The organism is Streptomyces tailanensis, assembly GCF_008386495.1.
Classification (GTDB): Bacteria; Actinomycetota; Actinomycetes; order Streptomycetales; family Streptomycetaceae; genus Streptomyces; species Streptomyces tailanensis.
On the sequence record NZ_VTHJ01000019.1, the window covers coordinates 1 to 14,409 of the forward strand.

Below are 14,409 nucleotides of genomic sequence, written 5' to 3' on the forward strand. Positions count from 1 at the left end.
CCGGGCGCCGCGGGTGCTGTGCGGGACTTTCACCACACCCCCTGAGAACCTGGGGCGCCCCGGTTCCGGTCGAGGCGCCCCAGGGGCTCATCCCACCCTGATCTTCCCCTCGGGCACCAGACCCTGCGCGACGAGTTCGTCGCGGACGAGGTCGGCGTAGACGGTGGCGCCGTGCACGGAGGTGTGGGTGTTGTCGCGCTTCTCGTTGTAGAGGTAGAGCGCCTTGGAGCCTTCTGTGCCCAGGGACTCGACCAGGGCCTTGGTCTTGGCGGTGAGGTCGATGAGCGGGACGTCGTGGGCGGCCGCGACCGAGCGGGTGACCGCCGGGTGGTCGACGCCGAGGCCGTTGACCAGGAGGGCGGTGTTGTTGTTCAGGGTGCCGTCCGCGCTGAACCAGCGGCGCACGATCGGGGTGACCAGGACGGGCCTGCCGCCCTTCTCGCGGGCGCCCGCGACCAGGGTCTCCAGGTTCGCACGGTAGGTGGCCTCGTCGGTCTGCTTGTCGTTGTGGGCCAGCTGGATGAGGACCAGGTCGCCGGGGCGGACCCGCGGCTGGACGGTGGCCCACAGCCGGGAGTCGGCGAGGTAGGACACCGTGCTCTCGCCGGAGTCGGCGTAGTTGGCGACCGAGATCCCCTTGCGGAGGTACTGCGGGAGCTGCTGGCCCCAGCCGGAGTAGGGGTCGCCGGGCTGGTCGCAGACCGTGGAGTCGCCGACGAGGAAGATCTGGCGGGCGCGTCGGGCCGGGGTCACGCTGATGTCGGCCAGCGCGGGCGCCGAGCCGCCGATGACGAGGTCGAGGCCGGGGGTGCCGTCGGCGCCGGTCGGTTCGCCCTCCGGGGTGCGGACGTCGACGGTGAAGCTGCGGGTCACCCGCTCCCCGGCCGCCGTGGCCGTCTCGGGCAGCAGCGACCGCCGACTCTCGCCGGTGACACGTGTGTTCGCCGCGCCGTCGCCGCCGAGGCGGACCGTGACGTCGTACGTGCCGGGCGCGACGTCGAAGTGGCAGGCGTTCGCGGTGCAGTTCTCCAGGCCCAGCTTGGTGGGCCGACCCTGGTGCGCCTGGGCCGGTACGGCCGTGAGGACGGTGCCCAGGGTCGCCGCTGTCAGCGCGGCGACGGTGAAACGTCTCATTGTGGCTCCTCCGGAAGGAAACAAGACCCGGAGGCTGGACCGTACATCGTTTGGCAAGCGCTTTCTAGATGTCGGACCGTTTTCACGAGATTGCCAACTTCCCCGCAGCGAAAGCCCTTTCGCGAAATCGATTCAACTGTCACCCTTCCGAATCACCCGCACTCCCCCCACACCATTCGAGGAGGACCCCCATGTCCGAATCAGTCGACAGACCCACCCGACCGACCCTGGGCCGTCGCGGCTTCGTCGTAGGCACCGCAGCCACCGCCGCCGGGACCGCGCTCACCGGACCGCTGGCCGGCACCGCCCGCGCGGCGGCCTTCGGCTGGACCGACGACGGCACCAACTACGTCATCGACACCGGCGCGAACCTCGTCTTCAAGGTCAGGAAGAGCAACGGCGACCTGTCGTCGCTCGTCTACCGGGGCACGGAGTACCAGGGCTACGGCGGCATGAACTCGCACATCGAGTCCGGCCTCGGCAGCTCCACGGTGACGATCCGGCAATCCGGCTCGACGATCCTCGTCTCGGTCGCCTACGGCACGCTTCGGCACTACTACGCGGCCCGCAGCGGCGAGAACAACATCTACGTCTGGACGAACAAGGCCGACACCTCGGTCTCGGCGACCCGCTTCATCCTGCGGGTGAAGGCGGGCCTGTTCCTCAACGACGAGCCCGACTCGTACACGTACACGAACAGCACCATCGAGGCCTCGGACGTGTTCAGGAAGTCCGACGGCCAGACCCGTTCGAAGCACTTCTCGAAGCTCCGGGTCATGGACTACGACTACGTCGGCTGGTCGGCGAACGGCGTCGGCCTGTGGATCGTGCGCAGCAACCACGAAAAGGCCTCCGGTGGCCCCTTCTACCGCTCCCTGCTCCGCCACCAGAGCGCCGACGGCGGCGGCCTCTACGAGATCCTGTACTACGGCCAGAACCAGACCGAGGCCCAGCGCTTCGGCCTCCAGGGCCCGTACGTCATCGCCCTCACGGACGGCGGCGCGCCCTCCTCGTCGCTGTTCCCGGGCACGCTGACCACCTCGTGGGCGGACTCGCTCGGCATCTCCGGGTACGTGCCCGCGAGCGGCCGGGGCCGGGTCGCGGGCGTCGGCATCACCGGCCGCAACACGTCGTACGCGTACACGGTCGGCCTCGCCAACTCGGCGGCGCAGTACTGGGGTTCGGCCCGGGCGTCGGACGGCTACTTCTCCCTCTCGGGGATCCTTCCGGGGACGTACACGCTCACGGTCTTCAAGGGCGAGCTGGCCGTGTACACGACCTCGGTGTCGGTCAGCGCGGGCGGTACGACGACGCTGAACTCGATCGCGATCCCGTCGTCGAACGACCCGTCGAACGCGGGCGCGATCTGGCGGATCAACGACTGGAACGGCACGCCCAGCGGCTTCAAGAACGCCGACCTGATGACGTACGCGCATCCCTCGGACGTGCGGGCCGCGTCCTGGACCGGGAACGTGGTGATCGGCAGCGGCAGCGAGACCTCGGCCTTCCCCTGCTACCTCTGGAAGGACGTCAACAGCGGCCTGATCGTCTACTTCAGGCTGACCGCCGCCCAGGCCGCCGCCGCGCACACCCTGCGGATCGGCGTGACGACGGCCTACGCCAACGGCCGGCCGCAGATCTCCGTCAACGACTGGACCTCGGCCATCCCCTCCCCACCCACCCAGCCGAACACCCGCTCCCTGACGAACGGGTCCTACCGAGGCAACAACCACACCTTCACCTACAGCGTCCCGGCATCCGCCTGGCTCACGGACACGAGTCAGTACAACCTGCTGAGGATCAACGTGGTGAGCGGTTCGGGAACGACCTCCTACCTCAGCGCGGGCACGTCGATCGACGCGATCGACCTGCTGGCCTGAGGCACTCCTGACGGACCGCCTTCTGACGTGTCATCAAGTTCCTTACCTGCAGTGTTGATTCGTGCAGCCGTTGCGCGTGTACGTGATGATCACGAGGGAGTCGGAGGTTGAGGAGCGCCGGAACGAGACCGGCACCAAGGGTCCGTCGGCCCGCCCATACACCGACGCACCGGTGTCGATCTCGTCGTTGGCGACGTAGCCCATCTGCCGGCTTCCTTGGCAGGGAGGGGCGGCCTGGGAGCACTTCGGGCGCTCCCAGGCCGCCAGGTTCAGCGGTGCTCAATCCAGTAGACCGCCCAAACTGGACCTGGCCGGCCGTCGGGCCAGGGCGAAGGCGACGGGCGCCCGGCCTCACACCCGGCGCCGTGGCGCCTAGTGCTGTGACCGGGAATGTTCGCCGGGGCAGTACCAGCTCGGTGCGCCAAGCTTGCGTTTTAGCCTCTGCCTCGATCAGTTTTTGGCTGGTCGAGGCAGACAAGAGAGCTCGCACGGAGCTGAGCGCCAGCTGCGCCAGCTCTCAATCTTCATGCGACACACCGAGGTCGTGGCGCATAGCGGTTCTCATAGTTCGGAGCATCTCCCAGACCTCGTACTGGGCCTGGGCCGCGGTCTCCATCGTTTCGCCTGGTTCGGGGGCACCGCGTTCGAGGCGCTTGACCTGGCCGTAGACCTTGTTCAGGGCTTGGTTGACGACGCTCGCTCGCCTGAGTACTTCTTCGGGGGCGATCATCTGTGCTTCGGAGTATCGATCGCGGTGCGCGTTCTTCGCTTCCTCGAGTGCGTCGCTGTCGCCCTCCGCCACGCCGCGTTCCCTCATGACGTGCAGGTGGCGGTTGAGTGCGGTGGTGAACTGCCGAGCATCCCGGTTGAGTTCCACATAGCAGATGCGTCGCAGCGAACGGGCCTCGCGAACCTCCTCATGGTCTCGAACGAGCTCTATCTCCAGGCGCTTCGCTCGTTCGGAGCCGCGCTGGGTGAGTAGCGCCCCTCCCAGGGTTCCTGCGACGCCTGCGACAGCGATGATCACTGAGCTGAGATCCACCGACGTACCCCGTGAAATTCTTCGGCCTCGTGCCCGGTGCACATGGCCCAGGCCGTCAAGTTTGCCGCTCCTCGGTGCGCCGGGGTTTGGTGCCCTTCTTGTGGTGGGCGGGGCGGCTGTATGTGTCGATCCAGGCCACCCGGCGGGTGAGCCGCGGGTGCAGGCGGTCCCATGCCTGCGCGGTCGCCTTGCCGTAAAGGCGGGTGTCGGGGGTCGTCACGGCCTGCTCAATACCCCACGTGGAGGGGTCACCGAAGACGAACCGCCAGCCCGGGACCATCTGATGCTGCCCTCACCCCGACCGAAAATGTGGCAGAAGGACCGGTCAGCGCAGGTGTTGGCGTCCGGCCGCAGCCACGGCGAGACATCCGCGGCCAGGACGATCCGACCATCCGCCGCCCTCGGCAACGGCATCCCGGCCAGGGCCCCACGCAGCCGGGCGATATCGATCCGCCCCTGGTTGAGGCCGTCGTAAAGAGCTGGCGGTGTTCCGGCGCGAGTGCCAGGTCGACGAGCGTCCGCACCGGCCCGTCCGTGCACAACAGCGCGTCGCATAACTCGAACAGGGCGTCGCCCCGTGCGGTCAGACACGCCTACAACTCCGCCCGGAAGCATGACACTTCCGCGAACGCATCCCGCAGGTCGTCCTGATACTCCAAACTCACGACCACGGCCTTCGTGCTGGTTCCTCTGCCTCTGTGACGGAGCACAGGATCAGACGAAGGCCGCCTTTGAGTCCGCTGAACTGCGAAAACACTGGTCAAGTTCGAGTCGCGTTCGACGCTGGACCTTAAAGGACAAGCTCACGACCAGGCGCACGAGTTCGCGCCCACAGTGTCCAGCAGCCGACGCGACAGACGGTTCGCCCCCGAATGCCGTGGGGGCGAACCGTCATCGCGGATCAGTTCCCTCGACCGCCGAACCGACCCTCGGCCGCAGCGGAGACGAACGCAGACAGCTGCCCACGGTTCACCAACAGTGCGGGCCCGTGCGGCCTCTTGCTGTCCCGTACGGCTACCGTCTCGGCATCGACGATGCCGCACTCGACGCACTGGGCCCCCGTGTCGCTGTACGAGGACTTCCACCACGTCACGGGGAGGGCGGACGCGTCGCCAACGTGGCTCATGTGTTCTTCCTTATTGTCGTGATCAGTTCCGCCGACGCCTCGACCGAGAGTGCGGCAGATGTCAGCCGTTGCCAGGCATCCCGGTGTGCAGAGACGCCGTCGCCGTCCTCGACGTACAGCGCCGAGGCCAATCCCTCGGTATGGACGACGTCGAGGTCAGCATGCGGGCCGAAGCCCAGAATCGTGAAGCTGCCCAACTGGCCGACGTGAAGGGGCGCGTCCGAGGGGAGCACCTGAATGTTGACGTTCGGACGCTTCGCCATGGTGAGCAACCGGCCAAGCTGCTCACTCATCAGGCCCTCGGTGTTCGAGGACGACCGTAGAGCGCCCTCGGCGATGATCGCCCACAGCGTGAGCGGGTCCTCGCGGATGAGTACTGCCTGACGGGCGAGGCGCACCTCGACCAAGGCGTCAACCCGCGCCTCAACCGCCTCGGACATCGCCGTCGCCCGGATGATCTCGCGGGCGTACTCGGCGGTGTGCAACAGGCCGGGAATCGCCCCCAGTTGCCACGACGAGACTGATTCGGCTTCGGCCTCAAGGCTGATCAGATCCTCGTACACAGGTGTGAGGACGCCCCGGTACGAGTGCCACCAACCGCGCTGCGCACCCTTTTTGGTGAGGGTCAGCAGTGCGGCCCGTAGTTCGTCGCTTACCTCCCGGCCCAACCCGGCATAGAGATCGAGCAGAGCATCGATGTCCTTCTCTTTGGCCGGGCTCTTGGCCGTCTCGATCCTCGACAACTTCGAGGACACGAACCGCCCTTCGGACTTCTCCGCGACCTCTTCGAGGGTGAGCTCGCCCCGAAGTGCCTTCAGCTTGGCACCGAGGCGCCGACGGCGCACTGTAGGCGCACTCACGTTCGCTCCCTCCCCTTCAGCGGTCTGCCCGACAGTCTGCCGTGACCGCGTATCTGCTGTCACCTGCACACTTAGCACCGCGCACCCCATCCCACCTTCGCGTGCAATTTTCTATGAATTGGCGATACTGCTTGCAGTGCAGAGAGTTGTGGGAGCAAGCTGTCTGTGACGAAATGCGAATGCGTCCGCAAGCGCACCACAAAAGGCAGTGCGCGCTGTGGCGCTTGCCCGTGAGGGGACATGCATGCTCGAACGACGGGCCACCGTGCCCGCCCGCTGCACACCAGCCGTCGGCCCGCCTTCCATCCTGTTACTGGACGGCGTGCCTCAATCCGCCAGACATGCCCGCGAGTTCGTACGTGAGTTCATCGCGTACCAGGTTCCGGGCGCATCCGAGGAGCATCTCGAGAACACCGTCCTGGCCGCATCCGAGATGGTCACCAACGCCATCCGGTACGGCACCGAACCCGGCGACTCCCTTCGCGTGGAAATCCACGCCGACGACGTCCGGACGCGCATCGAGGTACACGACCCCGTTCGCCGCCGTCCCCGCCGCCGCCCCGAGTCGGACGAACGGGACCGTGGCCGGGGCTTGATCATCCTCGACGCCCTGTGCGGCCCCAACGGCACAGGGTGGGGAGTCGAGGACATCCCTCTCGGCAAAGCCGTTTGGGCGGAGGTGAAGGCGTCATGACCATACCCATCACCAAGGCACCCCCCAGCGCCGGATTCGTCGCCGGTATCCGTCTTGCGACCGGCGTCCACCAAGCCAACGCGTCCACTGTGGCCAACCTGCTCGCGTTCCACTCTCCGCCCCGCCTGGTACACGAGACTGACGAGAGCATTCGCGAGGGCATGCGGTCGTTCGCCGCCTCGATGCACCTCGGTCCACACGACGACGAACCGCCGTACATCGGTCACCGCATCCAGATACGGCGCGGGATGCCGTGGCTCGACTACGGCGACGACGAGTACCGCCTCCGTGTACCCGCGGAGCGGTCGTGGCTCGACGTGGCCGCAAACGGCTGACCGATCCGCGTCCTGGTCCTGTTCGCCCCCCTCATCCCCGGAGTCAACCAGCACCAGACCGCCGAGCATTTACGCGACTGCTACCAGCGCGGCGCAATGCGCTGGGGGACGGCGTACCACGTCTGACCGAACGCCGAACGGGTCGCCCCGGAGTGATGAAGACCCCGGGTCGACCCGCCGGGGTCGAGCGTACAAGCCACCATCCGACACCGCAGAAGGTATGAGCCATGCCTACACGGGGCCCCAGTCATCCCGTGACCGCCGGCTCAACCAGGAACGCACCATGACCGAGAACATGGCCAAGCAAGTGATGTTGCACACGGCAGTACTCGGCTAGCTCGTTTGTGCCAAGCTGCCGCGGCACGGCGCGCGGGACATCATCGAGGGCGTCCCGCACTGATCCGTACTGCGACGCCGGACGGTCCTGGGGCCTGTCCGGTGGATCATGTGGCTACTAGGCTGCGACGGATGGAACACGCAACCGACACGACCGAGAGCGTCGCCCGGTCCGCGGATCAGGACCAGAACCAGGACCAGGACCAGGTGAACGACTACGACGGTTTCGCCGAGGCGTACGCGGCGGAGACCGAGAACAGCCTCGTGAACGCGTACTACGAGCGGCCCGCGATGCTGGCCCTCGCCGGAGACGTGTCCGGCCGTCGGATCCTGGACGCCGGCTGCGGCTCGGGCCCCCTGGCCGCCGCACTGCGCGACCGCGGTGCCGCCGTCACCGGCATCGACGCCAGCACCGGGATGCTGGCGCTGGCCAGGCGGCGGCTCGGTGACGACGCGGATCTGCGCGTGGCCGACCTTCGCGATCCCCTGCCGTTCACCGACGGGGCGTTCGACGACGTGGTCGCGTCGCTGGTCCTGCACTATCTGGAGGACTGGGGGCCGACCCTGGCCGAGTTGCGGCGCGTGCTCAGGCCCGGTGGCCGGCTGATCGCGTCGGTGGACCACCCGTTCGTGGCCTACACGTTCCAGGATCCTCGGCCCGACTACTTCGCGACCACCAGCTATGCCTTCGAGTGGAGGTTCCACGGGCAGTCCGTCCCGATGAGGTTCTGGCGCAAGCCGTTGCACGCGATGACCGATGCCTTCACCACCGCCGGCTTCCGCGTTTGCGCCATCAGCGAGCCGCAGCCCGACCCGGCCGCCCGTGAACTGTTCCCCGACGGCTTCCACGACCTGTCGACCAAACCCTGCTTCCTGTTCTTCGTCGTCGAGGTACCGCCGTCGGCGGCGGGCTCGGACTGAGAGGAGTCAGAAGTGATTCGCAAGCTGCAGATGGTCGCCCTGGACTGCGCTGATCCGCTACGGCTCGCCGAATTCTACGCGGACCTGCTCGGCGGCCGGGTGGTCGTGGACCAGGAGAATGCCGACTGGGTCGAGGTGCACGGGTTCGAGGGGATTCCGCTGGCCTGCCAGCGGGTGGACGGCTACCGACCGCCCGAATGGCCCGGCCAGGAGCGCCCGCAGCAACTCCACCTGGACTTCGACGTCGACGACCTCGACGGAGAGGAGAAGCGGGCGCTCGCTCTCGGCGCCACCGTGCTGGAGCGGACGGACCAGCTCCGCCTGGAAGCCAACTGGCGGATCTACGCGGACCCGGCCGGCCATCCGTTCTGCCTCTGCCTCCACTGAGGCCTGCTAATTCGTTTGCCGCGGGCCGATCCGGTCGGATAAGAATCCCGCATGCTGAAGGGGAACAAGGTCGGGCTGAGGGCCCGGCACGAGGACGACATCCCGGTCCTGCGGGCCGAGCTCTACGACGACGTGGTCAACTCCTCGCGGGCCGAGAGCGGGCCGTGGCGGCCGGTCTCGCCCGGCTCGAAGGACCCGCGGCTCGTGGTGGACCACAAGGAGGAGGGGCATGTCCCGTTCTCCGTGGTGGAGTTGGACGGCGGCACACTGGTCGGCACCGCGACACTGTGGGGCATCGACAACCACAACCGGTCCGCGCACATAGGGCTGGGACTGCTGCCGTCCTCGCGCGGCAAGGGCTACGGCACCGACGTGGTCGCGGTGCTGTGCCACTACGGTTTCGTCGTGCGCGGCCTGCGCCGGCTGCAGATCGAGACACTGTCGGACAACACCGCGATGCTGCGTTCCGCCGAGCGCAACGGCTTCGTCCACGAGGGCGTGCTGCGCTCCTCGGCCTGGGTGATGGGCGAGTTCCTGGACGAGGTGCTGCTCGGACTCCTCGTCCAGGACTGGAAGCCGGACTCGAACGGCTAGGTCAAGATCCGCGGGTCCACTGCTGGTTCGTACCGCCGTTGCACGTGTACGTGATGATCGCGGCCGAGTCGGCGGTGGACGCGCCGTTCACGTCCAGGCACTCGCCGGTGGCGCGGGACTTGATGGTGACGTAAGAGCCCGTCGTGGTGAGGGACCACTGCTGGGCGGTGGATGACGCGTTGCAGTTCTGCTGCGTGACCGTGGTGGCGTTCTCCTGGACGCACAAGGAGCTGTGACGGGTCATCAGCTGGTAGTAGCCGCTGCCGACGGACTTGAACCAGTACTTCTGGTTGTTGCCGCTGTTGCAGGTGTACTGCTTGATCTGGGCGCCCGCCCATTGGGACTGGCTGGTGACGTCGGCGCACTTGGACGAGTGGCGGGCGATCAGGGTGTTGTAGGTGGCGCTGGTGCCGCTGAGCGTGCCGGTGGCGGTGTCGACGGTGATCTCCGGGGACCAGGACATGGACATCGTGGTGGAGGTCGGGAACGTCAGCGGCAGCCAGACGTAGCGGGAGTCGTTGACGGTGCCGCTGAAGGAGTTGCCCCAGCGGTCGCCCATGTAGAGGTATGACGTGGTCGACGTGCCCTGTACGGGGAGGACGTACGCGGTCTGCGAGCCGTACGTCGTGGAGTCGCCGACGTTCGCCATGGCGGTCCACGGGCCCGCGATGCTGGTGGCGGTGGCGTACTGCTGCTGGTTGGGGTTCCAGCCCGTCGCGCCCGAAGTGAGCATGAAGTAGACGCCGCCCCGCTTGAACAGGGCCGGGGCCTCGCGGTGGCCGCCGTGCCAGGGGTCGGCGACAAGGGCGGCGATGCCGGTGTAGTCGGCGGTGAGCCGGTAAATGTGGAGGTCGTAGTTCTCGCGGGCCGCCGAGATCATGTAGCCGGTGCCGTCGGTGTCCACGAAGACCGTGATGTCACGGGACATGTGGGTGCCGAGCGGGCGGAAGCTGCCCTGCCAGGTGTAGTTGCCGTCGACGGTGTCGGAGACGGCGACGGCGGCGCGGGCCTCGCTGTAGTCGACGCCGTTCTCCTTGTGCATCCACATCACGAACTTGCCGGTGGACGCGTTGTACATGACCTTCGGCCGCTCGATGTTGGCGGTCGCGAGCTCGGGGTCGGTGGCTTCGGTCAGGACGTGGTTGCGGAACTCCCAGTTCTTCAGGTCCGTGGAGCGGTAGGCGGACACGTACCGGAAGGTGTTGTCGGCGTTACGGTTCTCGCCGAACCAGTAGTAGTACGAGCCGACCTTGATGACCCCGCCGCCGTGGGCGTGCAGGGCGTTGCCCGAAGTGTCCGTGAACTGGGTGCCGTTGGGGACGGTCTGCGGCGCCGCCTGGGCGGGACCGGCGGTCGCGAGCGCGCCGGCCAGGGCCAGACAGAGGGCGAGCAGGATCGCGTACGCGCGTCTCATCTCAACTCTCCTTCACGGGAGTGTCGGCGACGGGGATGCCGAAGTCGGGCGTGCCGTCCGGCTTCCAGCCCAGGCGCTGGATACGGGTGTGGCGGTTGGGGTCGTTGAGCGGGTCTCCGACGATGTCCTTGTACTGGCGGGCGTGGTAGACGAGGACGTCGGTGCGGCCGTCCTCGGCGACGGTGAAGGTGTTGTGGCCCGGCCCGTACTGCTTGGTGGTGTCGTTGCTGGTGAAGACCGGTGTCGGCGACTTCGACCAGTTCGCGGGGTTCATCAGGTCGGCGTCCGCGTCGACCGTCAGCAGGCCCATGCAGTAGTTGGAGTCGGTCGCGCTCGCCGAGTACGACATGAAGAGCCGCCCGTTGCGCTTGATGACCGAGGGGCCCTCGTTGACCTTGAAGCCGATGACCTCCCAGTCCAACTCGGGGGTGGTCAGCCGTACCTGAGGGCCAGTCAGGGTCAGCGGGTCGGCCATCTTCGACAGCCAGATCGCGGTGTTGTTGTTCATGCCGGGCTCGTGCTGGGCCCAGGAGAGGTAGCGGGTGCCACGGTGGGTGAAGGTGGTGGCGTCGAGGGAGAACGTCTCCCAGGCGGTCTTCAGCTGGCCGCGCTCGACCCAGGTGCCCTTGAACGGGTTGGGGTGGGAGTTCTCCAGGACCCAGATCCGGATCGCCCAGATGTCCTCGGCCGGCGCGGAGGCGAAGTAGATGTACCACTTGCCGTCGATGTGGTGGATCTCCGGCGCCCAGATGTGCGCGCCCATGACCCCGGTGGCGTGCTTGCGCCAGATGACCGACTCGGACGCGGTCGACAGCCCGCGCAGGGTGCGGGATCTGCGCAGGATGATCCGGTCGTACTCGGGCGCGGTGGCCGTGAAGTAGTAGAAGCCGTCGCGGTGGCGGTGGATGTGCGGGTCGGCACGGTTGCGGACCAGCGGGTTGACGTACGGGGCGGCCGCGCCCGGACCGGCGGGCGAGCTCGCCGCGTGGGCGACCGTCGGCAGGGCGGTGAGGGCGCCCGCGGCTATGGCGCCTTTCAGGAGCAGCCTGCGGTTGGGGGGTTCGGGCAGGAAGCTGTCGCGGCTCATACGGTCTGCCTCTCTCGAAGGTGGTGGGGCACAAGCGGTGGGGGCACAAGCGGTGGGGGCACAAGCGGTGGGGCACAAGCGGTGGGGCACAAAAAGAAACAGAATCGTTCGACATTTCGCACAAGATCGTTCATATCGAACGCCGAAAAGGTAAGGGTGTGTTACGCCGAGGTCAACGGGTCGTACGCGACGATCGCAAGCTCACAGGAACGAACTGACACGTAGAACCCGGTCGGTCGCGAAATTTCTGTTATCCGGATGAGTCCCGGACCGTCTCCTCCGACGTGCGCAGCCAAACCCACAAGACAGCGGCCGCCGCCGGAGTGCTGGCGGTCACCGCCCTCATGCTCGGTGCCCCCACCGCGTCCGCCGCCCCCCGCGATGTGACCGCCGACGTACTGGCCGGCCGGAACGTCACGCTCAACGGCGACACGGTGGTGACCGTGCCCGCCGGGACGACGAAGTACAACGGCGTCTTCAGCGGCACCGGCACACTCACCGTGCGCGGCAGCGGGACGCTCGTCCTCACCAAGGACAGCGACTTCACCCTGCCGAAGTCCCGGCAGCGGCAGACCGTGAAGACGCTCGGCGGCAACCACCCGTACGTCACCGTGACCAACCCGGACCCGCCGGCCGTGACCGTCGAGAAGGGCGCGACCCTCCAGTACGGCGACAGCGGTTCGACCGGTCAGATCGCCCACTACCCGTACAACACCCCGGCCTTCCGGCTCAACCAGAACAACGTCCGGGTCGACGGCACCCTGCGGCTCGCGCTGAAGAACGTCCAGTACAACCTGGGCACCATCAGCGGCTCCGGTCTGGTCACCCAGCCGAGGTTCCTCTGGGCCACCTGGGACCTGTCGGGCACCCACCCCTTCACCGGTGTGATCGACAACGGCACCCAGGTGAACGGCGGCCGGCCGGAGTTCGCGACCTCGCTGCCGGGTGTGCGGAAGATCCTCAACCAGGGCACCTGGACCGTGGACACCCCGCTCGGCCAGACCGTCACCATGAGCGCGGACTTCTACCAGCGCGAGTACGGCAGCGACATCAACGTCCAGTCGCGGCCCGGCAGCAAGGTGATCCTCACCGGCCAGTACAGCTGGTCGAACCAGGGCGGCGACACCAACCCCTCGCTGAGCGATCCCGCCCTGAACTGGACGCCCGCACGGAAGAACGTCAACAAGCGGGGCACCAACATCAAGGGTGCCAACGTCCAGTGGGGCGACGGCACGACCAACAAGATCTTCATGCCGGGCACGGCCGAGACGGTGTACATCAACCTCCTTGCCGCCCGGTCCCGTTCACTGCTCACGTTCAACTACAACGGCCCGGTGACGCTGGGCGCCCCCATCGGCGGCGGGGTGTTCCACGACACGCTCTCCAAGCCCGGCGCCGGGGACATCGTCATCAAGGGGACGAAGGGCAACGACGTCACCTTCGCCGCCGTGCAGTACTACAACGGCTCGACGACCGTCGAGAAGGGCGCCGTGCTGCGGCTGGGCAGCGGCAAGTCCGGTGGGGACGGCGGGCTGTACACCAAGGGCGACCTGTACAAGGTGGTCAACAACGGGTCCCTGGTGATCCGGAACGTCTCCAAGCCCGTCTCCCTGTCGAAGGTCGGCGGCAGCGGCTCGCTCACCCAGTCCGGCGCCGCGACGACGACGCTGACCGGCGGCGCGGTGACGTACACCGGGCAGACGACCGTCACCAAGGGCACGCTCGCCCTCCGGGGCGGGGCGACTCTGGCCCGCAGCAAGGCGATCCGGCTCACCACGGCCGGGGCCAAGCTCGACCTGGGCACGGCCGGGCTGAAGGTGACCAAGTCGCTGTCCGGCAAGGGCACGGTGAAGGGCTCGGTGACCAACGCGGGCAAGGTCACCGGCGGCCTCACGGTGACCGGCGGCTACACCCAGGCCAAGCAGGGCCGACTGGTGCTGGGCACCAAGCCGTTGAAGGTGAGCGGCGCGGTGAAGCTCGCCGGAAAGCTGGACCACTCGGCGCTGAGCAAGGCCGCCGCGCCCGCCCGGAAGGTCACCGTCCTCAACCACACGGGGACAGCGAAGACCACCGGCACGTTCAGCGGGCTGCGCGAGGGCGCCTCAGTCAAGATCGCCGACACCACGTACAAGATCAGCTACAAGGGCGGCGACGGTAACGACGTAGTACTCACGGCGGCAAAAAAGGCGGCCTCCTCGCCGTCCGCCAAATCCGCCGCCGCCTCCACCTCCGACTCCGCCGCCCAGAACGCCAACACCCAGAACGCGAGCGCCTCGTCCGACAGCGGCCTCGGCTGGTGGCCGTACGCCCTGGCCCTCGGCATGCTCTTCGGCCTCGCCGTCCCGGTGACCAGGCGCCGCAGGAACAACCGGCGCCGGGGCGGACGGCACGCTGCCACTGGGTGAGACCTGTCATCTCACAAGGTGGACATGGGCGGGCGGTCGCTGTACGGGGGTCTGCGGCCGCCCGCCCTCTGCTTGTGAACGGTGCTCGGGATCCGCGCCAACTTCGCCACCCTGACGGCGGCGGATGGCGATGTACTCCAGGCGACGGTTTCGTACGCCGTCACCGCTGGAGCCGACGTTCTTGTCGTTGGGGG

General features: G+C 67.6%; 13 protein-coding genes and 1 pseudogene. 7 read left to right on the forward strand and 7 right to left on the reverse strand.

Annotated features, from left to right (window positions below; genetic code table 11):
• Nucleotides 1–87 precede the first annotated feature (87 nt).
• Complete coding sequence (locus F3T56_RS17490) at nt 88–1,134, reverse strand: rhamnogalacturonan acetylesterase (protein ID WP_149826111.1); 1,047 nt, start codon at nt 1,132–1,134, stop codon at nt 88–90.
• A 191-nt stretch (nt 1,135–1,325) separates the two neighbouring features.
• Between F3T56_RS17490 and F3T56_RS17495 the strand changes: the two genes are divergently transcribed.
• Nucleotides 1,326–3,014, forward strand: a complete 1,689-nt coding sequence (locus F3T56_RS17495; protein WP_149826112.1) for a rhamnogalacturonan lyase B N-terminal domain-containing protein — start codon at nt 1,326–1,328, stop codon at nt 3,012–3,014.
• 517 nt (nt 3,015–3,531) lie between these two features.
• On the opposite strand, the gene F3T56_RS17500 is transcribed toward F3T56_RS17495, so the two are convergent.
• The 4 genes and pseudogenes from F3T56_RS17500 to F3T56_RS17515 form a co-directional block, all read right to left on the reverse strand.
• Complete coding sequence (locus tag F3T56_RS17500; RefSeq protein ID WP_246203671.1) at nt 3,532–4,041, reverse strand: hypothetical protein; 510 nt, start codon at nt 4,039–4,041, stop codon at nt 3,532–3,534.
• Nucleotides 4,042–4,180: 139 nt separating this feature from the next.
• Nucleotides 4,181–4,643, reverse strand: a pseudogene (locus tag F3T56_RS17505) (transposase); the annotation flags it as partial.
• Nucleotides 4,644–4,957: 314 nt separating this feature from the next.
• Nucleotides 4,958–5,182, reverse strand: a complete 225-nt coding sequence (locus tag F3T56_RS17510) for a DUF397 domain-containing protein (RefSeq protein ID WP_149826113.1) — start codon at nt 5,180–5,182, stop codon at nt 4,958–4,960.
• Nucleotides 5,179–6,042 (reverse strand): DUF5753 domain-containing protein, encoded by an 864-nt coding sequence (locus F3T56_RS17515; protein WP_149826211.1) that lies wholly within the window; start codon nt 6,040–6,042, stop codon nt 5,179–5,181. The genes F3T56_RS17510 and F3T56_RS17515 overlap by 4 nt, the downstream gene beginning before the upstream one ends.
• A 244-nt stretch (nt 6,043–6,286) precedes the next feature.
• Here F3T56_RS17515 and F3T56_RS17520 point away from each other — a divergent pair, with 244 nt between their 5' ends.
• The 5 genes from F3T56_RS17520 to F3T56_RS17540 all read left to right on the forward strand — a co-directional run bounded on the left by F3T56_RS17520 (nt 6,287) and on the right by F3T56_RS17540 (nt 9,309).
• A complete protein-coding gene (locus tag F3T56_RS17520; protein ID WP_149826114.1) occupies nt 6,287–6,736 on the forward strand; it encodes an ATP-binding protein in 450 nt (149 codons plus the stop codon).
• Nucleotides 6,733–7,071: a hypothetical protein gene (locus tag F3T56_RS17525; RefSeq protein WP_246203672.1), complete on the forward strand. Its 339-nt coding sequence runs from the start codon at nt 6,733–6,735 to the stop codon at nt 7,069–7,071. Before F3T56_RS17520 ends, F3T56_RS17525 begins: the two co-directional genes overlap by 4 nt.
• Before the next feature lie 468 nt (nt 7,072–7,539).
• Complete coding sequence (locus tag F3T56_RS17530; protein ID WP_149826115.1) at nt 7,540–8,328, forward strand: class I SAM-dependent methyltransferase; 789 nt, start codon at nt 7,540–7,542, stop codon at nt 8,326–8,328.
• 12 nt (nt 8,329–8,340) lie between these two features.
• The gene (locus tag F3T56_RS17535) at nt 8,341–8,715 is read left to right on the forward strand and encodes a VOC family protein (RefSeq protein WP_149826116.1); all 375 of its coding nucleotides are present in this window, start codon (nt 8,341–8,343) and stop codon (nt 8,713–8,715) included.
• Nucleotides 8,716–8,766: 51 nt separating this feature from the next.
• Entirely contained in the window at nt 8,767–9,309 is a 543-nt protein-coding gene (locus F3T56_RS17540; RefSeq protein ID WP_149826117.1) for a GNAT family N-acetyltransferase, read from the forward strand.
• 1 nt (nt 9,310) lies between these two features.
• Here F3T56_RS17540 and F3T56_RS17545 read toward each other — a convergent pair whose 3' ends face one another.
• Nucleotides 9,311–10,723 (reverse strand): RICIN domain-containing protein, encoded by a 1,413-nt coding sequence (locus tag F3T56_RS17545; RefSeq protein WP_149826118.1) that lies wholly within the window; start codon nt 10,721–10,723, stop codon nt 9,311–9,313.
• A 1-nt stretch (nt 10,724) separates the two neighbouring features.
• Nucleotides 10,725–11,810 carry a glycoside hydrolase family 43 protein gene (locus F3T56_RS17550; protein ID WP_149826119.1) on the reverse strand — a complete coding sequence of 362 codons (1,086 nt, stop codon included), beginning with the start codon at nt 11,808–11,810 and terminating at the stop codon, nt 10,725–10,727.
• 284 nt (nt 11,811–12,094) lie between these two features.
• Here F3T56_RS17550 and F3T56_RS17555 point away from each other — a divergent pair, with 284 nt between their 5' ends.
• Nucleotides 12,095–14,215 (forward strand): autotransporter, encoded by a 2,121-nt coding sequence (locus tag F3T56_RS17555; protein ID WP_149826120.1) that lies wholly within the window; start codon nt 12,095–12,097, stop codon nt 14,213–14,215.
• Nucleotides 14,216–14,409: the final 194 nt, after the last annotated feature.

Excerpts from the sequence above, each read along its gene's own strand:
- F3T56_RS17490 (WP_149826111.1), bottom strand. The coding sequence starts at position 1,134 with ATGAGACGTTTCACCGTCGCCGCGCTGACAGCGGCGACCCTGGGCACC.
- F3T56_RS17495 (WP_149826112.1), top strand. The coding sequence starts at position 1,326 with ATGTCCGAATCAGTCGACAGACCCACCCGACCGACCCTGGGCCGTCGC.
- F3T56_RS17510 (WP_149826113.1), bottom strand. The coding sequence starts at position 5,182 with ATGAGCCACGTTGGCGACGCGTCCGCCCTCCCCGTGACGTGGTGGAAG.
- F3T56_RS17520 (WP_149826114.1), top strand. The coding sequence starts at position 6,287 with ATGCTCGAACGACGGGCCACCGTGCCCGCCCGCTGCACACCAGCCGTC.
- F3T56_RS17525 (WP_246203672.1), top strand. The coding sequence starts at position 6,733 with ATGACCATACCCATCACCAAGGCACCCCCCAGCGCCGGATTCGTCGCC.
- F3T56_RS17530 (WP_149826115.1), top strand. The coding sequence starts at position 7,540 with ATGGAACACGCAACCGACACGACCGAGAGCGTCGCCCGGTCCGCGGAT.
- F3T56_RS17540 (WP_149826117.1), top strand. The coding sequence starts at position 8,767 with ATGCTGAAGGGGAACAAGGTCGGGCTGAGGGCCCGGCACGAGGACGAC.
- F3T56_RS17545 (WP_149826118.1), bottom strand. The coding sequence starts at position 10,723 with ATGAGACGCGCGTACGCGATCCTGCTCGCCCTCTGTCTGGCCCTGGCC.
- F3T56_RS17550 (WP_149826119.1), bottom strand. The coding sequence starts at position 11,810 with ATGAGCCGCGACAGCTTCCTGCCCGAACCCCCCAACCGCAGGCTGCTC.